Genomic DNA, 21,234 nt, shown 5'->3' with positions numbered 1-21,234 from the left:
AACATACTTATTTTATCACAGGGGGATTTACGCCTCAATAGCAAAACCGTGCCAATTTTGTGCGTTTCTGTGCCAATTATCTGCCAGGGCCTTTTTCGCGGCCATTATCCGGGAAAAAATGCTCCAAAAGATTCAGGCTGTCACGGGAAGTATATCCCCAAAGGACTGACGAGAGCGCCTCAATCGCTTCTTTCCGCTTGCGGAAATAGGTCCGGTAGCTGATGTCCTGGATATGCGGCTGGAGCTGCCCGATGATTTCCTCCGTGTCCCTGTATTGCTGCGGGGAAAGGTACGTATAGTACAGAATCCAGTAATAGGGTTCCCCAAACTTATGCTTATTTCGGAGCAGGCTGACCGCGCTTTCCATCAGCCGGATCATCTGATAGCTGCGTTCAATGCTTCTGGCGTGTTCCTGAATGCCGGAATCCGCAAAATCCACGCCGGCAAGGTAGATAGACTCCAGAAAATCCTCAATGCTGCTGCCAAACTCGATCTGGAACTGCCGGCGCACCTGCTGTACGGACAGTTCCAGGCTCCACACCACGTCCCGGTATTTCCTCAAAAGCATCCATGTATCGTGATACACCGGGTTCTCTGTCCCTTTATTCTCTATCGCCTGTTTCATTTTTTCTCCCCCTTTGGCAGTAATCTCAGTTCAAAGCGGAACAATTCCCTGTCTTTTCCGCATAAAATAACCAGTAATGCCTTAAATCCTACTATACCATCTGAAATACAAAATACTTCTTCCTTGCAATCGCAGGATAATGGTAATAACTTATACTGAATTTTCGGACATGAAAAACACGGAAACCCTTGTACGGAAAGGACTTCCATGACTTTTTGAAGGATAAAAGCAACATACGGATTTGAAACGCCGTCTTCCTCTTCTGAACCGATACCGGGAACGGGTTCCGCCATCATTTCTTCAATTTCCGGCATAGTTAGGCCGATGTGCAGCAGCATGGCGATTTCTTCCTTATCTACCATGACGTCCGATACCTCGAACATGGTAGACAGATAGTTGTTCATGCAAATAACGCTTCCATGCGCGCCGGGAAAGGAAATGACGGAAATATAGTCCAGGCTGCTCAGTTTATTGAGATAACGTCCGGCGGTTGCTTTGGAAACGCCCCAGCGTTCAGCCAGCCCCGCGTAACCAAGCAGCGGGCTCCCCGTGCCGTTGCGCAGATAAACTACTGGTCCCGCATCCGAACCCTGCACCTGTTCGTCGTTGTATACGGTATTCACCCACAGATCCAGCAGCGCGTCCATCTCTGAACAGCGGCCATAGCTGAGAAGTTCATTGGCAGTGGAAACAGGCAGGAAGAAAAAGCCGGTATCTTTGGCGCAGGGCGCGTTGTAATCCAGTACACGGTTATGTTTCTGCCAGTCCGTAATTTTGAATTTCACCAGCCTTCCACGGCCGAGAAGGGAAAAGGTAATCAGATGGCGGTCCTGCAAATCCTGAAGGCGGGAAATCGCCTGATGCTGAAAACGGGTGCGAAACCATTCTGCCAGTTCACTGATCCGGCACAGCCATTCGCCGGGATAGATGATGTAGCTGATCCCATCTATCCGCTTGTATGATGTTCGGAAATTCGCGTAGCTGCAAAGGACGGTATAATAAAAAAGACCGGAACTGCCGCCAAGGCGAATGCTCCGGTCTTCCATAAGGGACTGCACGAACTGCCGATAAATCCGGCATCGCGGATAATCCACGATCTGTTTTATTTCTAATTGGTATTCTGACATAAGACACCTCCAAATAAAAAAAGCCCCGCATTAAAAAATGCGGGGTCGCGTAAGTTGACCTTTTCAAACAAAAGATAGGCTCCATTCTCTACGCCATAAAAATATGCATCAAAAAACCGTGTCCTACTTTATATGCAAGACACGGTTCTTGAACTAAGAGCAACCCTTTTTTGTATAGACAACTGCACATATTGGCGTAAAGCTGGCGTAAGTTGGCGTATTTTTATCCTGCACAAACCCCTAAAGCCTTGATTTTATGCAGTTTTTAGCCTCTTTACTTTTCCAGCGGCTTCATTGTCGGGAAAAGCAGCACATCGCGGATGGAGTAGCTGTCGGTCAGCAGCATCACCAGCCGGTCGATTCCAATCCCTAAGCCGCCTGTGGGCGGCATTCCGTATTCCAGTGCTGTGAGGAAGTCCTCGTCGAGCATCTGGGCCTCGTCGTCTCCCTTTTCCCGCAGAGCGGCCTGCCGCTCGAACCGGGCACGCTGGTCGATGGGATCGTTGAGCTCGGAGTAGGCGTTGCCGAACTCCCGGCGCACAATAAACAGCTCGAACCGCTCGGTGAGATGAGGCGCGTCCGGCTTGCGCTTGGTGAGCGGCGAAATTTCCACCGGATAGTCGATAATAAAGGTGGGCTGAACCAGCTGCTCCTCCACCTTTTCCTCAAACACCAGGTTGAGCACGTCGCCCCAAGCCATATCGTCCTTGACTTCTTCGATGCCAAGGCCCTTGGCCGCCGCACGGGCGGCTGCATCATCTCCGCGGAAGGAATCAAAGTCAAGCCCGGAAAACTTCTTGACCGCGTCAATCATAGTCATGCGGGCAAAGGGCGGCGTCAAGTCGATTTCCTCGCCCTGGTAGGTAATCTTGGTGGTACCTAATACTTCCTTAGCGGCTCCTGCGATCAGGTTCTCCGCCCGCTCCATCATGCCGTGGTAATCGGTAAAGGCCTCATAGAGCTCCACCATGGTAAATTCCGGATTGTGGCGCACATCCATACCTTCGTTGCGGAAGTTGCGTCCCAGCTCGTACACCCGCTCCATTCCGCCGACGATGAGCCTTTTGAGATAGAGCTCAGGCGCGATGCGCAGGTACATGTCCAGATCCAAGGTATTGTGATGGGTGACAAAGGGGCGCGCGGTGGCGCCGCCGGCGATCACGTTGAGAATCGGGGTCTCCACCTCCACAAAGCCCTGAGAATCCAGATAGCGGCGGATGGAGGAAATGATCCGGCTACGCTTTAGGAAGGTATCCTTCACCTCGGGGTTGACAATCAGGTCCAGATACCGCTGGCGGTATCGGGTGTCGGTGTCCTTAAGACCGTGGAACTTCTCCGGCAGCGGCAGAAGCGACTTGGAAAGAAGCCGGATTTCTTTCGCATGCACCGAGATTTCTCCCCTGCGGGTGCGAAAAATAAAGCCCTTGACTTCAATAAGGTCCCCCAAGTCCCATTTCTTAAACTGGGCGAAGGCTTCCTCTCCCACGTCGTTCATGCGCACGTACACCTGGATGCGGCCGGTGGCGTCATGCAAGTCGATGAAGTTTGCCTTGCCCATGTCCCGGCGGGTCATCATCCGCCCGGCAATGGCGCAGTCGGTGTTCTCCAGCTCCTCGAACCGGGCTGCAATGTCCGCGGCATGGATGGTCTGCTCGGCGGTAGTGATGGCAAAGGGATCCTTTCCCTGGGCCTGCAGCTCGCCAAGCTTGTCCCGCCGGATCTGCAAAAGCTCGCTTAACGACTGAGTCTCCTGCTCCGGCGACTGGTTTACTTCCTTTGTTTCGCTCATGTTTTATCCCCCCGAGGCGCTCCCGGCAACTGCCGCACGCCCTAAAATTTTCTCAAAAAAAGTGCGGGCAGAAGGAGTGGAACCTGCCGCTCCCCGCCCGCGTCAACCATTTTTCGCAAAAGGCATGTTCCTTACTTCCATACCGAATATCCTTTTGTGACTCCTTATTTGGCAATATCCAGAATTTCAAAGGTGACTACGCCGTCGGGAACCTCTACGTCCACCACATCGCCCACCTTATGGCCCAGCAGCGCCTTGCCCACCGGGGACTCGTCCGAAATGCGGCCATTCATAGGGTCGGCTTCGGTAGATCCGACAATCTGGTAACTGACCTCTTCGTTAAATTCCTTATCAAACACCTTGATTTTCGATCCCACGTGAATCATCTCGGTGGTCAGATCGTCCTCGTCGAGAATCTTGACGTTGCGCAAAGTGGCTTCCAGCTCCGCAATGCGGGCTTCCACGATAGCTTGTTCGTTTTTCGCCTCGTCGTACTCACTGTTTTCCGAAAGGTCGCCAAAGGAACGGGCAACCTCAATTTTATCTGCGATTTCTTTTCGTTTATTGCCTTTGAGCTCTTCGAGTTCATTTTCCAGCTTTTTCAATCCTTCATCCGTCAGAAGCACCTGTTTTGCCATTGCCATTGTGATAAACCCTCCAAAAATGCGTCCTTGCGCATTGTATTATGATAGCCTCCGCCTTAAAAGGCGGAGGCGTTCCGGTTTCATATTTGTATTACCCCGCATATTAGAATAATTATAGTCAAATCGGTTTCTCATGTCAACGGGGAAAACTCAAAATTTCTCGGAAACAAGCGGAATTTTCCGTCTTTCATCTACGCCCTTCTTTCCAGCGGCGGCGATTCCTGGCGAACGCAGGCGGCAATCCATTCACCCACCTGCTGGGCCGGCATCCGCCGCCCGTCCGACAGCCGGCAGTCGCCTCCATAATAACCGCCCGGGCACTGGCGGGTGACAAAGAGGGCGGCGGCGAACTGCTCGGGATCGAGAAAAGAGGGGCAGGCGGCGGCGCAGTCCTCCCGCAGCCGGGCGACGCAGCCGGTAACGCTCAGGCCGGGCGGCGACGGGCGGCGCTTTTCCAAGGAAAACAGTACCTGTTCTCCTTCCTCGTATCCTTCCGGCAGCCCTTCGGTGGCCACCGCTACCGGGCAATCCCGGGCAGCGGCCGGTTCGTCGGTAACCAGCAGCGCCGCACCGTATTCCACCATGGCCTGGCGCTGGGCGTCCAGCAACTGCTCGGGGTTCTGTGTAATCACCTTGACGGTGGCCGCATAGGGCAGGAAACGCACCGCCAGAGAGCCCAGCCGCCCGTCGGGGTCGAACACCGCCACCGACAGCTTTAGAGGTTCTGCTCGGCTGGCGCCTACCGCCGCCACCGCCGCTTCCTGCAGAAGGTGGCGCTGCAGGCCTTCCCCGGGTACCAGCGGCAGATCAATCCCCTCGGGCGGCTCTACCCCTTTGGGAAGCAAAATCCCCGCCGGTGCCCACCGGGCCAGCTCCTGAATTTGTCCCCACGGCACCGGGCGGTTTCCCCGCTGCTCCCATTTGACTTCCCAATACCGCACCGGGCCGGATTTTATAAGCTCCGCTCCCACCGGGTTGCGTTTGATCCACCCGGTCAGTTTTTCCCAAAATCCTTGCGATATGTGCTCTTGCAGATTGAGTACGGAAAACATTCTCTTCACCTCGTCTATGTGATCAAAAGCGGAAGTTGAAATACATACGGTATATTTTTATGAAATAAATACCATATAGCATTTCAAACTTCATGCACCATACCCAATCATATGCGTTTTTTCTGCGAAATTTGCAAAAACGCAGAAAGATCCTGTAAATTTTACACTTTGTTTCTCTTTGCAAGAGCGGCTCGCCTGCGGTCTTTCCATGTAAAAAAAGAGCCGCAGGCAAAGCCACGGCTCCTTCTTTACCGATTCCCGCTTATGCGGCGCTGTCCCCAGCAGGCTCCTCACTGGAGACTGCCTCTTCAGAAGAGGCGGGAGGCGTCCCGCTTTCCCCGGAATCCGGCGCCGCCGACGTATTCCCATTGGGAACATAGGTGGGCGCGGGCGAGAAGGGAACCTCAATATAGTCGGTGGGGACCGGCGGATTGAGAAGCTCCAGCGCCTTTTTCAGCTGCGGGTCATCCATGGGGTTGAGGAAATAAAAGTTCTGCTTTTCCTCGGTGCTCAGGCGGACCTCCACATCCGGCGTCAGGCCCACGCCCTCAAAGTTCTCCGATTTGGGCGGATTGAACTTGGCGACGGTCAGATTGATGCTGGAGCCGTCGGTCAGGGTAAAGAGACTTTGAATGCTGCCTTTGCCGTAGGTGGTAGTGCCCACCAGCTGGGCCTTGCCGTAATCGCGCAGGGCGCAGGCAAAGAGTTCCGCCGCCGAAGCGGTTTTCTCGTTGACCAGCACGGTCATGGGAATGTCCACCTCATGGTCGTCGGAGGTATAGATCACATGGGTACCAGTGCTGTCGGTCCTGGAAACCACGTCGCCAGCCGGGAGCAGGTAATCGAGCATGGCGCACACCGATTCCAGTGTGCCTCCCGTATTGCCCCGCAGATCAAACACCAGACCCACCGGCTCCTGAGCCAGCAGCGCCTCTACCGCGCCGATAAACTGTTCGTCGGTGTTGTTGTTGAATTCGTCGATCTTGACAATGCCCACGCCGCTCATGATACCGGCGGATACGGTGTAGTTCTCATAGCTTGCCCGGGCCAGAGTGAAGGGTATCTCCTCTTCCCCGCGGCGCACGGTAATGTTCACGGTGGAACCCACCTCACCGCTGAGCAGCTTGGTGGCTTCCCGGTATCCAAGGTCTGCAACGGCGCTGTCCCCCACGCGGATGATCACGTCTCCCTTCTGCACGCCGGCGGTCTGGGCCGGAGAGGTGGCCATCACTTGGTAGACGTAAATGTTGCCGTCGGTGTATTCCGTCACCCGAAGGCCTACGCCGGTGGCCTTGCCGTTGATTTCACTGTTGAGTTCGGCGGTCTGGGCGGCGGTCAGGTAGGAGGAATACTTATCCCCAATCCCGGCCAAATAGCCGCTGGCCACCATATCCATCAATTCGGTTTCGTCGATGTCTCCAAAATAATTTTCCCGAACCTTCGTATCGATCTCGCTGATCTTTGCGTACATGGCGCGGCGTTCGTTGATGTTGCCGAGCTTTTCGTCAAACTTTTGCTGGGACAGCACCATCGTGATGGTGACGGTAATCGCGGCCGTCAGCATCATCAGCGCCAGCGTAATGCCCAGTGGGATTCGTTTGTTCATCTAGTTCCGCCGTTTCTCCGTGCGCAGAATTCACATATGCCCGAAGCCCTTTCGCACGGAAAAGAGCCGGCCGTTCTAATGAAGCACAGGCGGATTCCCACCCATACCTCCGACGCAAGAGGCCGCTTACCGCGGCCTCTTTTTCTTCCGTTGTTAACGGGTGTGCACGTAATTCATGGGGTTTTGATACTGGTTATTCGCCCGCACCTCAAAGTGCAGGTGATAGCCAGTGGAGTTGCCGGTTGTGCCTACCAGAGCGATGGGGGTCCCCTTGGTCACATACTGCCCCACGCTTACAAGCACCGTCTGGGTATGGCCGTAAAAGGTTTCATACCGTTTGCCGTCGGCGCTGTTGATGCCATGGTCAATGCTTACGTAATTGCCCCAGCCGTAATTCCACTGACCGTCGTTTTTCGCAATGGTCACCACGCCGTCCTCTGCGGCCACAATGGTCTTGCCGGCAATGTGGCCGTAATCGCCGTAGCCGGCGATGTCAATGCCGCTATGGAATTCCAGCCTGCCGAAGATTACGCGGTTTCCATAGGGAGAAGAAATGTTGCTGGGACGGTCATACCCGGGAACCGGCCAAATGAAGTTCATAGCCGAAGGATCTTCATCCACGGGCGGAACAACCGGGTTCTCATCTTTGCCCTGCTCGGTCACCTGGATAGAGCTCTTTTCCTCCTGGGCAGCGCTGATACCCTGCTGAGCCTTCGCTTGCTGCCTCTGGGCATACTCCACTTTGGCCTGCTGCTCGCTTCGCAGATTTGCAAGCTCGGCCACATTGCTGTCAAGCGCCTGCTTGGCCTCTACCTGCTTGGCCTTCTCCGCCTGCACCTGATTTTTCTTATCCTGCTGTTCACCGCGGGCGGCCTGAAGCTCGTCCATCTTGGCGGAAAGGGTCTGTTTGGAGGTCTCAATGTCCGCCTTGGTGGCATTCATTTCCTCAATTTGAGTGCGAAGGGTGTCCACCAGCTGCTTGTCCTGCTCGGCAAGCCGCTGCTTGACCTCTGCCTGATAGAGATAATCGGCAAAATCCCCGGAATTAAAAAACATGGTCAGCGAGGAAACCTCTCCGCTCATATAAAGCACGCGCATGCGCTGCATGAACACCTCGTAGGTATCGTCCACCTGGGCTTCCTTTGCGCTCAAGTCCGTCTCTAGCTGGGTGATCCTGGCGTTTAGGCCATCAATCTCCTGCTGCGTCGCCTGCACCTTTCCGTCCAGTTCCTGAAGCTGCCGGTCATATTCCTGGATGGTGGTGTCCAGCTGGGCGATCTGATCGTTGATCACGGCCTGTTGCTCTTCCAGAGTTTGAATGCTTTCCTCAATGATGACAATCTGCCCCTGTGCGTCCTCCTGGTTTTGCAAAGCCGTGTTGTATTGGGTTTGCAAATCGGCAATCTTTGCATCCAATTCTTTGCGCATCTTGTCCGCTTCCGCCTGAGTCAAACCCAGCGCCGTCATCGGCATGGAGCCGATCATCACGGTCAGAACAGTCAGCAGGCACAGAAATTTGGTTTTCAGGCCTTTCCTCCGGCCCAAAGATTTATAGGACATTGTAAACACCTCCGCCGTTGGTTCTTAAATAGCGTTGTACGGAAATAAAGCTGCCCAATGCGCCTGCGGCCATCCCGATTCCCAAAAAGCACAGCAGGATCAACCATCCCACGTCGGAGAAGGGAACCAGGGTCGCAAAGGCGGACATCTTGAGAATCCCGTCGGCAGCCAAGCCGTAGACATACCACAAAATCCCCGTGGACAACAGGCCTGCAATCAGGCCGATGAGCATTCCTTCGATAATGAAAGGCATGGTAATAAACCCGTTGGTAGCACCCACCGATTTCATGATGCTCACTTCCAGACGGCGCTCATAGATGGTAATCTTAATGGTGTTGGAAATGATAAAGAGGGCCACCAAAATCAGCAGGCCGATGACCCAGAAGCTGATGACCGACACGGTGTTACGCACATTTAACATGGCCTCCGCTTCCTCGGTACGCTCGGACACCTTTTCCACCTGTGTAATGCCCCGCAGTTCCTCCACCGTCTCGGTATACCGCTCCACATCCTTGACCGAAACCTGATACGCATCCGGGAAAGGGTTCTCACCCTTGTATCCGTCGAACAGGTCCCCGTCCTCTCCCAGCGCCTTTTTCTGGGTTTCCAGCGCCTCTTCCTTGGAGATGAACTTGGTCTGTGCAATGTTGTCCATTTGGGCGAATTTCGCCTGAACCGCATCGATATCCGCCTGGGTGGTCCCGCTCTTTAAGTAAACCATCACAATGTTCTGGCTTTCCATCCATCCCACCGCCTGATTGATGTTGAGCACCACCAAAACCGCACTGCCCAGCAGCACCAGGCAGGACAGCAGCACGCCCACCGACGCCAGCGCCATGTTCCGGTTGGTCCACAGGCTACGGAAGCCCTCTCGAATCAGATACCCGAGGCTACTCGTCTTCATGCGATTCTTTCACCCCCGTATCGGAAATCACGCTTCCGTCGTCAATCTGGATCACCCGGCGGTCGAAGCGTTCCACCAGACTCCTTTCATGGGTTACCATCAGCACAGTGGTGCCGCGGCGGTTGATCTCACTGAGAAGCTTGACCATCTCAAAAGACCGTTCCGGGTCGATGTTTCCGGTGGGCTCGTCCGCCACGATCATCTTCGGGTTGTTGACCATGGCTCTCGCCAGGCCCACTCTCTGCTGTTCGCCGCCGGAGAGCTCCCCCGGCATACAGCGGGCCTTGTGGCTCAGGCCCACCAGAGCCAGCACCTTGGAAACCCGCTTTCGGATCTGCCTGGGCGGTGCACCGGTTACCCGCATGGCGAAAGCTACATTGTCAAACACGGTCATCTTGGGAATCAAGCGGAAATCCTGAAACACGATTCCCATGGTCCTGCGCATATACGGAACATCCCGTTTTTTCATCGTGGAAAAGTCAAAGCCATTGACCCGGATTTTTCCGGCATTGGCGACCTCCTCGCGGATAATCAATTTTAAAAAGGTACTCTTTCCCGCGCCGGATGAGCCGACGATAAAGACGAATTCTCCGTCCTCGATGGTGAGGTTCACGTCCTTGAGCGCGGTCGTTCCGTTGGGATAGGTTTTCGTTACGCCACGAAATTCAATCATTCGCTCCCTACCCTTCTTATGTAGATTTCTGCCGGTTTTCAAAACAGATCTCCCGCTGCTGCAGCAAAAGAGGCCCCTGCCCATGGCGGGCGGCAGATGGAAGCATTTTGTGGATCCTTTAGGAAAAGAACGGAAATTTTCCGTTCAAGCAAACCGAATGTCCGGACCTGCTGTACAGACCCGGACACACGTTCTTTCCTTTTCAAGCTGCTTCATCCTGTAAACTCAATACTTTACAGGGTTGGCAGAAAGATATTTCTTTACCATGAGCGCCACCTTGAACACGATGGCGTGGTCAAATTCACGCAGATCCAATCCGGTGAGCTTCTTGATTTTTTCCAAGCGGTATACAAGCGTGTTGCGGTGGACGAACAGCTTCCGGGAGGTCTCGGAAACGTTCAGGTTGTTCTCGAAGAAGCGCTGGATGGTGAACAGGGTCTCCTGGTCGAGCGATTCGATGGCGCCTTTCTTGAACACTTCTTTGAGGAACATCTCGCAAAGCGTGGTGGGCAGCTGGTAAATCAGACGGGCAATGCCCAGATTGTCGTAGCTGACGATGGTCTTGTCGGTGTCGAACACCTTTCCCACCTCCAGCGCCACCTGGGCTTCCTTGAAGGAACGAGCCAGGTCCTTGATGCCGGTGACCGTGGTACCGATGCCCACAAATGCATGGGTATAGAACTCGCCGCTGAGGGTGTCCACAATGGAGCGGGCCAGCTTTTCCAGGTCCTTGGTCTCAATATTTGACCGGATTTCCTTAATGAGGGCAATGTCCGTTTCGTTGATGTTGATGACAAAATCCTTATTTTTATCAGGGAACAGGTTCTGGACCACATCATAAGCCGACACGTCGGTGCGGGTGGAAATACGAATGAGGAGCACCACGCGGGTCACGTCGGTATTGAAGCGGAGCTCCCGTGCCTTGAGGTAAATGTCGCCGGGAAGGATGTTGTCCAAAATCACGTTCTTCATGAAATTGCCCCGGTCATACTTTTCGTCGTAGTACTGCTTGATGTTATAAAGCGCAATGGACAGAAGCGAAACGTACTTTGCCGCAAGCTCGTCCGTTCCTTCCACAAACACCGCATAATCCGATTTGGTCACTCCGGTGAACGCCCGGTAGGTATACCCGTCGCTGATAAGAAGGTCGGCCACCGACAAGGTTTCGGTGGAGATTTTCTCTATGGTTTCGCCGATCCGGCCCAATTCGCTGCACGCGATAATGGTGGAAGACTCGTCGATGACTCCAATGGTGCGGTCGATGGCATCCCTCATTTGTACCACAACGCCCTGGAACAATCTGTTGGACATATCAAATTCCCTCCTATATTTACATTACCCAAAACAAATCGAACAAAATGTCAGATTTCTTCCCACTCTTTTTCGATCATTAAGCTTATTCTACACAAATTTGAGACTCTTTGCAACAATTCCACGATAAAAGTTTCAAAATGGTAACAATTTAGCGGAATGAGGAAAAACAACGGAGAAAACCTCTTTCTAATTGTACAGATTTTTATATAGTATGCCATATTCTTTTCCTGTTTAATCCATAAGGCAACCATGCTCTGGCTTTCATATGATCCTCGAGTCAAGCCTACCTCTCCGGCTGGTTTCTCTCCTTGATGCCCGCGCCCGGCTTCCACGAAAAAAACCGCTGTGGGAAAACCCACAGCGGTTTTTTATGGCTCAAAATCCAATTAGTTGGTGATGGTTCTCTCGGTCTCTTTGTCGAAGAGGTGGATCTTGGTGGTGTCGATCGCCAGCTTAACAGACTCGCCGGTCTTCGCAGTGGAAGTCGGAGCCACGCGGCAGATCATAGGAGTACCAGCCAGGGTCACGTAGAGGTAAATCTCAGCGCCCATCAGCTCGGTCACTTCCACATCAGCGTTCACGATGCCATCGGGATTGTCCTCGATGTGCAGGTCTTCGTCCTTAATATGCTCCGGACGGATGCCCATGACCACTTCCTTGCCGATGTAAGCATCCAGCTTACCGCCTTCGGACTTGTTCGCCGGCAGCTTGATGGCGTAGTTGGCGAACTTGGCAAAGTAATCGTTGCCCTTCTTCTCGATGACCACGTCGATGTTGTTCATCTGGGGAGAACCGATGAAGCCGGCAACGAACATGTTGCAGGGCTTGTCGTACAGGTTTTGCGGAGTATCGACCTGCTGAATCAGACCATCCTTCATAACCACAATGCGGTCGCCCATGGTCATAGCTTCGGTCTGGTCATGAGTAACGTAAATGAAGGTGGTGCCCAGTCTCTTATGAAGCTTGGCAAGCTCGGTACGCATCTGCGCACGCAGCTTGGCGTCCAAGTTGGACAACGGTTCGTCAAGCAGGAAGACCTTCGGCTCACGCACGATGGCACGACCCAGAGCAACACGCTGACGCTGACCGCCGGAGAGCGCCTTCGGCTTACGGTCGAGCAGGTGAGAGATATCCAGGATGCGGGCGGCCTCTTCCACGCGGCGCTTGATCTGATCCTTCGGAACCTTGCGCAGCTTCAGGCCGAACGCCATGTTGTCAAACACGGTCATGTGGGGATACAGGGCGTAGTTCTGGAACACCATCGCGATATCGCGATCCTTCGGAGGAACGTTGTTGACCAGACGGTCACCGATGTAGAGTTCGCCCTTGCTGATTTCCTCCAGACCCGCGATCATACGCAGGGTGGTGGACTTACCACAGCCGGAAGGACCGACAAGGATGATAAATTCCTTATCCTCAATTTCAAGATTAAAGTCAGAAACCGCTGTGACATTGCCCGAGTAAATCTTGTAAATGTTCTTTAGTGATAAACCTGCCATTTTAATAGCCTCCTGAGTTGTATTGTGGTTCGAATTGCTCGTATTCGGCATCACTCTGTGTATAATACTATATCAGAAACTCGAAGCGAAGAACAGTCATTAATTACCCAAACTTTGCTTTTGAGGATTATGTAAAACGCCCAGCAGTTCAAAAAACGTACATATTTTTGTTTCTTTTTAAGACGATTTCACGAACCTTTTTTTGCTCCCGGTCAAAATGCATTTTGATTTCTTATGGATTTTCAACAGATTTCCTTTTCGCTGTCCTGCGCATTTTTTCGCAGCAACGCTATCTCTTCTTCCGTCAATTCCCGGCATTTTCCGCTTGGCAGCTCGTTTTCCAACGTAAAATTTCCGATGGCCGTACGGTGCAGTTCCACCACCTGTCGTCCCACCGCTTCAAACATGCGCTTGACCTGATGGTACATCCCTTCGCAGATGCGCACGGTAGCGGTGTTCGAACCGTCCCCGGGCAGAAGGAGAACCGCCGGGCGGCATGGAGTGCCGTCCTTCAAAATCAGCCCCCGGGCGAAAGCTTCCGCTTCCCTTTTTCCCACAGGCCCGTCCAGCTTTGCCGCATAGGTTTTGTATACCTCTTTTTTGGGGGACATGAGCTTGTGGGCAAAATCCCCGTCGTCGGTGATGAGCAGCAGGCCAGTGGTGTCCTTGTCGAGCCTGCCCACCGGGAATAGGCCACGGCGGCGCAAAGAGGCGGGCAGCAGGTCGAGCACGGTCCTTTGCCTGGGGTCGCTGCTGGCGCTCACCACCCCCTTCGGCTTATTGAGCAAAATATAAAGGTACTCCTTATAAATAAGAGGCTGGCCGTTCACCGCCACCACGTCCTCACACGGGTCCACCTTTTGTTCGGGATTGCGGGCCGTCCGGCCGTTTACCGCAACCGCTCCCTTGCGGACCAGCATTCCCGCTTCCCTTCGGCTGCATACGCCCTGTCCGGAAAGCATACGGTCCAGCCGTATCACTGCCATAAGACGCCTCCTATTCCAATTGAGTGGATATATAATAGGTATATTGTACGTGTCTGCCCCCGCCTCGTCAATCCCTATACGCCAAAAAGCAGGCGAACGGTCAGCGCACTCATGACAAACCCCACCAGGTCCGCAGTCAGCGCTGCGGGCACGGTATAGCGGATCTGCTTGACGCCCACCGCGCCGAAATAGGCGGCTACGGCGTAAAAGGTGGTTTCCGTGGATCCCATCATCACCGATGCCACCCGGCCGGCGAAGGAGTCGGGCGCATTGTCCTGAAAGATGCTCTCCAATATGGCCAGGGATCCGCCCCCCGATATGGGGCGCAGCAGCGCGAGAGGCATAACCTCCTGGGGCAGGCCCAGCGCCTGCGCCACCGGAGACAAGGCGTGCACCAGCACGTCGAGGCCGCCCGACGCTTTGAACATTTCCACTGCGGTAATCAGCCCTACCAGGGTAGGCAGCAGTTTAATGGTGGTCTCGAAGCCTTCCTTGGCGCCGCCGCCGAACACGTCGAAGGATGCGACTCCCTTAAACAAGGCGAACAGCACCGCCGCCCCAACCAGGATGGGAAGAAGATAATCGCTCAGCTGTGCCATGATTCTCCTCCTCGCTCTGCCGGCGTGCGTCTATTTTTTCCGTTCGAACCGTCCTAAGAGCCAGGCGGTCACCAGGCCGGCGGTCAAGGAGACGATACTGGTGATCCACACCGCCGGCAGAATGTCCATGGGTGAGGCGGCGCCGTAGTTCCCGCGCAGCACCGCCACGGTAGTGGGGATCAGCTGGATGGAGGCGGTGTTGAGCACCACAAAGAAAATCATATGCTTGGTGGCCCGTTCGGGCACCTTGTTCTCCCTCTGCATTTCCCGCATAGCCTTCAGCCCCAAAGGGGTAGCGGCGTTTCCCAGGCCCAGAAGATTTGCGGTGATATTCATGGAGATGGCCTTAGCAGGGGCGCTTTTGGGGTCCATTCCTTTGAAGATGCGTTTGGTGATGGGACTGATGAGCCGGCTGATCCGGGCGGTTACCCCCGCTTTATCCGCCACGTTCATGATCCCGCCCCAGAAGCACATGGCACCCAGGAGGCCCAGCGTCAGTTCCACCGCCTTCCCGCCGCCGCTCATGATGGCGGCGGACACCTCGCTCATGCGGCCGTTGCAGATGCCGAACACCACCGACAGCACCATCAGGCCCGCCCATATATAATTGAGCATACGCGCCCATTCCCTTCCATGGTTTTGGAGGCCTTTGTGCAGAGATGTATGCAAAGAAACCGTCCATTTGCATGTATATGAAAGGCGGCGGAAATTCATTCCTTTATCATCCTAAATCTGGGAATGCTGGCTTTTGGAAACTTTATCCTAAAATCATTTGTAGATACAACTTAAAATATTGATTTGTATGAAGTAATTTTTCCTCACAATTTAGTCATAATCTTTCCAATTTCGAGTAATTTCGACGCACTGTTTTGTTATTTATTTAACAATCTCGAGAGAAATTTAAACTATTATCAATTAATATAAGATTTTCGGTTGACATCTATGGAAAATATTATTATTATGAAGACAAGATAGGATTTTAACCTATCAATATAAGGGGGCAGCATTTATGAAATCTACTGGTATCGTCCGCAAAGTCGATGAGCTGGGCCGTATCGTCCTTCCCATCGAACTCCGCCGCACGCTGGACATCAACGAAAAGGATCCGCTGGAGATTTTCGTGGATGGCGGCAGCATCATCCTCAAGAGATATGAGCCGGCTTGCATCTTTTGCAATGACGCGAGAGACATCATCAACTACAAGGGCCGCAACATCTGCCCGAACTGTATCAAGGAACTCACCGAACGCACGAAATAAGTGGCAAAGCCTCCTACATAAGGCTTTGCCAAAGAGTTTGGTCCAACCTCTTCCCTGTTATCAAGAAAGTGACGGAGATTCCGAAATCCCCGCCACTTTTTTGCTGTTCGCTTCTGCCGGGCAGACGCCTTTTTGAAAACGGACGCAGCCAAGGGGGCTCTTCGCCGCCTTGTCCTTCATGCGCGTGCGCCGCAAGTACCAAACGTTATTTCTTTGCCGCCTGCAACCGGGCGGCTTTTTTATTCGATTTTTTGACATGGCAAAATATTCATACAAAAAAACCGCTATTTTATAGTTCCGGAAGGCCAAACCGGGTTTTATCTTCGCGAGCGTGTAAAACATTCACAAAAAGACGATAGGGTATCCTTTTTCGCCGTCGTCTGTCAAAAGAAAACCGGCCGCACAGGCACCTGTGTGCGGCCGGTTTCTTTTGACGTAATATAAGTTAAATACAGGCCGCGACCAAATCGCCCATCTGAGCGGTATCGACCTTCTTGCCGCCTTCGGTAAAGATATCGGGCGTGCGGTAGCCTTCGTCGAGTACCTTCGCCACCGCCGCCTCGATGGCGTCGGCCGCCTGAGGTTCCTCCAGGGAATAGCGCAGCAGCATGGACACCGACAGGATGGTGGCCAGGGGATTTGCGATGCCTTGGCCGGCAATGTCCGGCGCAGAACCGTGAATGGGTTCAAAAAGGCCGTTTTTGCCGCTGCCCAGGCTGGCAGAGGCGAGCATACCGATGGAGCCGCTGATCATGGAGGCTTCGTCGGAAAGAATGTCACCGAAAATGTTGTTGGTGACGATTACGTCGAACTGCTTGGGGTTGCGCACCAGCTGCATGGCGCAGTTGTCCACATACATGTGGGAAAGCTCCACGTCCGGGTACTCCGCGCTGATGCGGATGACTGTTTCCCGCCACAGACGAGAGGCCTCCAGGACGTTGGCCTTATCCACCGAGCAGAGCTTCTTGCCCCGCTTGCGGGCGGAGTCGAACCCTACCCGGGCGATGCGCTCGATTTCGGGGACGGTATACTGCTCGGTATCGTAGGCGGCCGGCTGGCCGTTTACCTCCCGGCGGCCCCGCTCGCCGAAGTAAATGCCGCCGGTAAGCTCCCGCACCACCAGAATGTCCAGGTCCTCACCGATGATATCGCCGCGCAGGGGAGAGGACGCGCGCAGGGGAGCAAAGATCTTCGCCGGGCGCAGGTTCGCGAACAGGCCCATGGCCGAACGGATGCCCAGAAGCCCCGCCTCCGGACGCAGGTTGCCGGGAAGCGTCTCCCATTTCGGGCCTCCCACAGCGCCCAGAAGCACCGCGTCGGCCTGGTTGCAGAGCTCCACCGTTTCCTTTGGAAGCGGAACGCCGGTCTGGTCAATGGCCGCGCCGCCTAAGAGGGCGTCGGTATAGGTCACGCCAAAGCGGAATTTCTGCGCCGTTTTGTCCAGAACCTTGACCGCTTCCCGGACGATCTCCGGACCAATTCCGTCTCCTTTCAGGAGCACCACCTGATAGTTTTTCATGGATGAAACCACACCTTTATTATAATATGTACCGGCCTGTCCGCCGAAAAGGAGGTGGACAGACGTCGCTATGCCTGCGGTACGGCCGTGCGCCGCAGGCAATGAGCCTTTAGCTGGGTCCCCGCACCTGCGGGCGCCTTATTTGGATACCGAGCGGTTGATGGCGCACAACACGCCCCGAATGGAGGCGATGTTGATGTTGCTGGCGACGCCCACGCCGAACACGTCCTCGCCGGCCGGGTTCTTTAAATGAATGTAGGCGATGGCCTTGGAATCAGACCCTTTGGAGATGGCGTGCTCATGGTAGGAAATAAACTGGTAGCCCTCCACGCCGATTTGCTGGATGGCATTGAAGAAGGCGTCGATGGGGCCGTTGCCGTGGCCGGTGATCTCCATATCCTTGCCCTCGCAGGATACCACGCCCTCAAAGCAGACGGCTGCCTCCCCGTTGGTGCCCGATTCCTGGTTGATCTTATGCCGCTTGAGCAGGTAGGGGGTGCGGATGTCCAGGTATTCCTTTTCGAAGAGATCGAAAATTTCCCTGGGCTTGAGCTCCCGGCCGGCCTGGTCACAAGCGGCCTTGACGATGCGCCCAAACTCCGGATGCATCTCTTTAGGCAGGTTGTAGCCGAACTCCGCCTGCATGACGTAGGCGGCGCCGCCCTTGCCAGACTGGGAATTGATGCGGATGACCGGCTCGTACTGACGGCCGATGTCCGCCGGGTCGATGGGCAGGTAGGGAACCTCCCAGTACGGGGTGCCGCTCTCCTTCATATACGCCTTGCCCTTGGAGATGGCGTCCTGATGGGAGCCGGAGAAGGCGGTGAAGACCAGCTCACCCGCGTAAGGGTGGCGCTGGTGGACGGGCATCTTGGTGCATGCCTCATAGACCTCCCGCACGGCGTTGATGTTGCTGAAATCCAGCTTGGGGTCCACGCCCTGGGTATACATGTTTAAGGCCAGCGTCACAATGTCCACATTGCCGGTGCGTTCGCCGTTGCCGAACAGAGTGCCTTCCACCCGGTCGGCCCCCGCCATCATCGCCAGCTCCGCATCCGCCACGCCGGTGCCCCGGTCGTTGTGGGGATGGACGGAAACAATGGCCCGGTCCCGCCAGGGCAGGTTGCGGCAAAAGTACTCCACCTGATCGGCAAAGCCGTTGGGCGTGCTCATCTGCACGGTGGAGGGCAGGTTCAAAATCACCTTGTTCTCCCGGGTGGCGCCCAGGGCCTCCAGCACCTGCTGGCAGATGGCCACCGCGTTTTCCCCTTCCGTGCCGGAAAAGGATTCGGGGGAATATTCAAAACGAATGTTGGTGCCGGAACCGTCCATCTCCCGGGTGAGCTCCCGGATGAGCCTGGCGCCTTCCACCGCAATGTCGATGATGCCGGCCATATCCTTTTTGAACACCACCTTGCGCTGCAGGGTGGAGGTGGAATTATAGAAATGGACGATGACGTTCTTGGCGCCGCGGATGGCCTCAAAGGTTTTGCGGATGAGATGAGGCCGTGCCTGCACCAGGACCTGGATGGTTACGTCGTCGGGGATGTGGTTTTCTTCGATGAGAGTACGCAGAATTTCATACTCCGTCTCGGACGCCGACGGGAATCCCACCTCAATCTCCTTGAACCCCACGTCCACCAGAGTATGAAACATCTTGAGCTTTTCCTGCAGGTTCATGGGATTGACCAGCGCCTGGTTGCCGTCGCGCAGGTCCACCGAGCACCAGATGGGGGCTTTGGCGATGGTCTTCCCCGGCCACTGCCGGTCGGGCAGGTCGACGGGAGTGAACGGAATGTACTTTCGAAACGCTTCTTTCATGGGACATGCTCCTTTCAAAAATCAGTTTGTCAGCCGGTGAAAAAGAGCAACGGGGTTTGGGGTACAAAAAAGCCCCTGTATGTGAAACACTCACATACAGGGGCGTCGAATTACCATTCTACGCGGTACCACCCTATTTCGATGCGGTTTGCCCGCATCCTCACCGGCCTCTAGCAAGGCCTTGACCGATAACGCCGTCACAAGCGTCCCTTCCTACTGCTCCACAGGAGTTTCAGACGGGCAACTCAGGGATGAGCTATACACACAACGTCCGCTGCCGGCTCGCACCTTCCGCCGGTTCTCTGAAAGCCTTCAGCTGTGTCTTATTCCCTTCTACGTCTTTGGAAAATCATATTTGATTTGACCCTATTATATGCACGTCCGCCCCCTTTGTCAAGGGAGTCCGTAAAAATTTTTCAGCTAAAAGCCGCAAGCCTGCGGGTCTCTTGCCGACACAGCCGCCGGGAACGCGCACCCTCCTACCAAAGCAGGAAAACGGCGGCCACCGAATAAAAAAGGCTCGTCAGAGTCCCCAACAGATAGTATTCGGCAAATTTCGGCTCCTTGGAAATCCGGTCATACCGGGCGATGGATTTGGCGGTGAGCACCAGCCCCACCGCCGCGTACTGCCCCAGGCAGAGCATGGTCATCATGACAATCCGTTCCAGGGTGCCGATGGTGGCTCCCGCGTTTTTCACTTCCTCCTGTCCGTCCTTCTGGGGGCGAAACTTGCGAAACAGGGTGAGAAAGAGCAGGTTTGCCGGCTTGCCCGCCAGCAAAAGGAGGAGGGCCGCTTTAAGCAACTCCCCGGTGGTAAAGGCGAGGTTGGCCGCCACCGGTTCCGGCCAGGTCCGCAGCGAAAGCGTCCCATCCCCAACGAAAAGGGAAAGAGCCAGCAGAATCAGAAGATGGGCCGCCTGGTCCCCTAGAAAGAGGGCGGCGGCGTGGGTCTGAGCCAGTTCCTTTTGCCGGGACAGGAAAAACTTCACCAAATCCACCGCCAGATGGGTCAAAGCGGCCAAAAGGCCCACATAGAGAAGCGCAAAGGAAAAGGGAAACGCAGCCACCAGGACACCGGCCATGCACAAGGCATAAATTCCGCCGTGGAGCAGCACGTAAAACAGGTTGTCCGCTTTCTTTTTGGCCAAAGACGGCGTCTGGAAGGTAAAATCTCCCAAGAGGTGTCCCAGCAGCAGCACCAAAAACCACACGCTTTTGATCACAGTTCCCACCTCCCGTAGACGCTTTCCAGATACGCGCGGATTTGCTCCAAGGCATACCGATATTCATAAAGGCGAGCACTTTTAAAGGCCCGGTTGACGCTGGACTGGGAGACGTTCAGCCGGGCGGCGATGCTCTCCTGGGTCCCCCCGGTTTCCAGATAAGCGGCGATTTTCTCCCGCTGGGAACCGGTCCAGTCCCGCTCCACCTGACGGTAAAGGAGGGCGGCGGCGTTAATAAGGCCGTCGCCGGGGTCCCCGGAAAAATACAAAAGCTCTTCCCTGGGCCGTTCCCGTCCGCGCTCGCTTTCCTTCATCCGATCAATCATGGCGCGCGCGTAGTGGTAGGCCGGGCCGTCCGCCCCGATGGCCAGGCGGCGGGAAATGGGCGTGGTAATCTCCCCCACCCCCACGCCGAAGCGCAGACGCACCGGATGCATCCTACGCTGCACCTCTTCCATGAGCTCGAAAGCGGGAACCGGCGTAAACAAAAGGGCCTGGAATTCATCGCCCAGGGTAATGGTGCAGTCGGACGCCAGGGCCTTTTCATATCGCCGGTTGATCTGCGTGAGCGTCTCTTGCAGCTTTGCCTGGACCCCGGCCCGGTCGGCAAGCTCTTTGGACTGAATGATGTCTCCGATGATCGCGCAATACATCTTCGTCTCACCTCTTGCGCTCAATTATACCACTGGTTATGCATAAGTTCAACTCATGCATAAAAATATGCATATTATTTTCGCCGCCCTTTGCTCGATTCTCTTGCGCCGTACTCCGTTTCCGTCTGTATAAGCCGCAGCAGCGTGTGCATTCCAAATTTTTCGTAATTTTTCTCTAAATTTTGTTAAAATCAAATGATTAGGTGTTGTATTTACAGGCGTCAATGCTATAATAAAAGAGTATTCACGCGGAAATGTGTGCGAATTGTACAAGCTATCTCCTGGAAGATGCGTACAGCGGGCTCGTGCCCACCGGCACACGGACCGTGAGCATTCCCAAAGGCCCCTCTGATAAAAGCCGGCTGGGAGAAACACGGCTTTT

Annotated in this window: 19 protein-coding genes and 1 other annotated feature; of the genes, 1 reads left to right on the top strand and 18 read right to left on the bottom strand. The window is 54.6% G+C overall.

What is annotated here, in order from left to right; all coding sequences use genetic code 11:
- Positions 1 to 76 precede the first annotated feature (76 nt).
- The 14 genes from WMO26_RS04660 to WMO26_RS04595 form a co-directional block, all read right to left on the bottom strand.
- Positions 77 to 625, bottom strand: a complete 549-nt coding sequence (locus WMO26_RS04660) for a hypothetical protein (protein ID WP_349218492.1) — start codon at positions 623 to 625, stop codon at positions 77 to 79.
- Positions 622 to 1,410 carry a MarR family transcriptional regulator gene (locus WMO26_RS04655; protein WP_349218491.1) on the bottom strand — a complete coding sequence of 263 codons (789 nt, stop codon included), beginning with the start codon at positions 1,408 to 1,410 and terminating at the stop codon, positions 622 to 624. Before WMO26_RS04655 ends, WMO26_RS04660 begins: the two co-directional genes overlap by 4 nt.
- A gap of 616 nt (positions 1,411 to 2,026) precedes the next feature.
- Positions 2,027 to 3,541, bottom strand: coding sequence for a lysine--tRNA ligase (gene lysS, locus WMO26_RS04650; RefSeq protein ID WP_349218489.1), 1,515 nt, complete (start codon positions 3,539 to 3,541; stop codon positions 2,027 to 2,029).
- A gap of 164 nt (positions 3,542 to 3,705) precedes the next feature.
- On the bottom strand, positions 3,706 to 4,185 hold the full coding sequence (gene greA, locus WMO26_RS04645) for a transcription elongation factor GreA (protein WP_349218488.1): 480 nt from the start codon (positions 4,183 to 4,185) through the stop codon (positions 3,706 to 3,708).
- Between the two features lie 191 nt (positions 4,186 to 4,376).
- Entirely contained in the window at positions 4,377 to 5,237 is an 861-nt protein-coding gene (locus WMO26_RS04640) for a hypothetical protein (protein WP_349218487.1), read from the bottom strand.
- 262 nt (positions 5,238 to 5,499) lie between these two features.
- Positions 5,500 to 6,843 carry a S41 family peptidase gene (locus WMO26_RS04635; protein ID WP_349218485.1) on the bottom strand — a complete coding sequence of 448 codons (1,344 nt, stop codon included), beginning with the start codon at positions 6,841 to 6,843 and terminating at the stop codon, positions 5,500 to 5,502.
- A 153-nt stretch (positions 6,844 to 6,996) separates the two neighbouring features.
- The gene (locus WMO26_RS04630; RefSeq protein WP_349218484.1) at positions 6,997 to 8,403 is read right to left on the bottom strand and encodes a murein hydrolase activator EnvC family protein; all 1,407 of its coding nucleotides are present in this window, start codon (positions 8,401 to 8,403) and stop codon (positions 6,997 to 6,999) included.
- Positions 8,393 to 9,307 carry a permease-like cell division protein FtsX gene (gene ftsX, locus WMO26_RS04625; RefSeq protein ID WP_349218482.1) on the bottom strand — a complete coding sequence of 305 codons (915 nt, stop codon included), beginning with the start codon at positions 9,305 to 9,307 and terminating at the stop codon, positions 8,393 to 8,395. Before ftsX ends, WMO26_RS04630 begins: the two co-directional genes overlap by 11 nt.
- Positions 9,294 to 9,980, bottom strand: a complete 687-nt coding sequence (ftsE, locus tag WMO26_RS04620) for a cell division ATP-binding protein FtsE (protein ID WP_349218481.1) — start codon at positions 9,978 to 9,980, stop codon at positions 9,294 to 9,296. The genes ftsX and ftsE overlap by 14 nt, the downstream gene beginning before the upstream one ends.
- A gap of 225 nt (positions 9,981 to 10,205) precedes the next feature.
- Positions 10,206 to 11,291 carry a PucR family transcriptional regulator gene (locus WMO26_RS04615; protein WP_349218479.1) on the bottom strand — a complete coding sequence of 362 codons (1,086 nt, stop codon included), beginning with the start codon at positions 11,289 to 11,291 and terminating at the stop codon, positions 10,206 to 10,208.
- A gap of 389 nt (positions 11,292 to 11,680) precedes the next feature.
- Positions 11,681 to 12,793 (bottom strand): ABC transporter ATP-binding protein, encoded by a 1,113-nt coding sequence (locus WMO26_RS04610; protein WP_349218477.1) that lies wholly within the window; start codon positions 12,791 to 12,793, stop codon positions 11,681 to 11,683.
- Between the two features lie 242 nt (positions 12,794 to 13,035).
- The gene (locus WMO26_RS04605; RefSeq protein ID WP_349218476.1) at positions 13,036 to 13,779 is read right to left on the bottom strand and encodes a pseudouridine synthase; all 744 of its coding nucleotides are present in this window, start codon (positions 13,777 to 13,779) and stop codon (positions 13,036 to 13,038) included.
- Between the two features lie 74 nt (positions 13,780 to 13,853).
- Positions 13,854 to 14,378 carry a spore maturation protein gene (locus WMO26_RS04600; protein ID WP_349218474.1) on the bottom strand — a complete coding sequence of 175 codons (525 nt, stop codon included), beginning with the start codon at positions 14,376 to 14,378 and terminating at the stop codon, positions 13,854 to 13,856.
- 30 nt (positions 14,379 to 14,408) lie between these two features.
- Positions 14,409 to 14,993, bottom strand: coding sequence for a nucleoside recognition domain-containing protein (locus WMO26_RS04595; RefSeq protein ID WP_349218472.1), 585 nt, complete (start codon positions 14,991 to 14,993; stop codon positions 14,409 to 14,411).
- 394 nt (positions 14,994 to 15,387) lie between these two features.
- On the opposite strand from WMO26_RS04595, the gene WMO26_RS04590 reads away from it, so the two are divergent.
- The gene (locus tag WMO26_RS04590) at positions 15,388 to 15,636 is read left to right on the top strand and encodes an AbrB/MazE/SpoVT family DNA-binding domain-containing protein (RefSeq protein WP_349218471.1); all 249 of its coding nucleotides are present in this window, start codon (positions 15,388 to 15,390) and stop codon (positions 15,634 to 15,636) included.
- Positions 15,637 to 16,081: 445 nt separating this feature from the next.
- Here the strand turns inward: WMO26_RS04590 and leuB are convergent, their stop codons facing one another.
- From leuB to WMO26_RS04570, 4 genes are all read right to left on the bottom strand, one after another.
- Entirely contained in the window at positions 16,082 to 17,155 is a 1,074-nt protein-coding gene (gene leuB, locus WMO26_RS04585) for a 3-isopropylmalate dehydrogenase (RefSeq protein ID WP_349218469.1), read from the bottom strand.
- 138 nt (positions 17,156 to 17,293) lie between these two features.
- The gene (gene leuA, locus WMO26_RS04580) at positions 17,294 to 18,976 is read right to left on the bottom strand and encodes a 2-isopropylmalate synthase (protein WP_349218468.1); all 1,683 of its coding nucleotides are present in this window, start codon (positions 18,974 to 18,976) and stop codon (positions 17,294 to 17,296) included.
- Positions 18,977 to 19,071: 95 nt separating this feature from the next.
- Positions 19,072 to 19,321 (bottom strand) — a binding site (T-box leader).
- A gap of 134 nt (positions 19,322 to 19,455) precedes the next feature.
- Positions 19,456 to 20,199, bottom strand: a complete 744-nt coding sequence (locus WMO26_RS04575) for a DUF3307 domain-containing protein (protein WP_349218467.1) — start codon at positions 20,197 to 20,199, stop codon at positions 19,456 to 19,458.
- Positions 20,196 to 20,852, bottom strand: a complete 657-nt coding sequence (locus WMO26_RS04570; RefSeq protein ID WP_349218466.1) for a SatD family protein — start codon at positions 20,850 to 20,852, stop codon at positions 20,196 to 20,198. The genes WMO26_RS04575 and WMO26_RS04570 overlap by 4 nt, the downstream gene beginning before the upstream one ends.
- Between the last annotated feature and the right edge of the window lie 382 nt (positions 20,853 to 21,234).

The sequence above is a fragment of the Solibaculum intestinale genome, from assembly GCF_040096205.1.
Classification (GTDB): Bacteria; Bacillota; Clostridia; order Oscillospirales; family Acutalibacteraceae; genus Solibaculum_A; species Solibaculum_A intestinale.
This window is presented reverse-complemented; position numbering and strand designations above follow the sequence as displayed.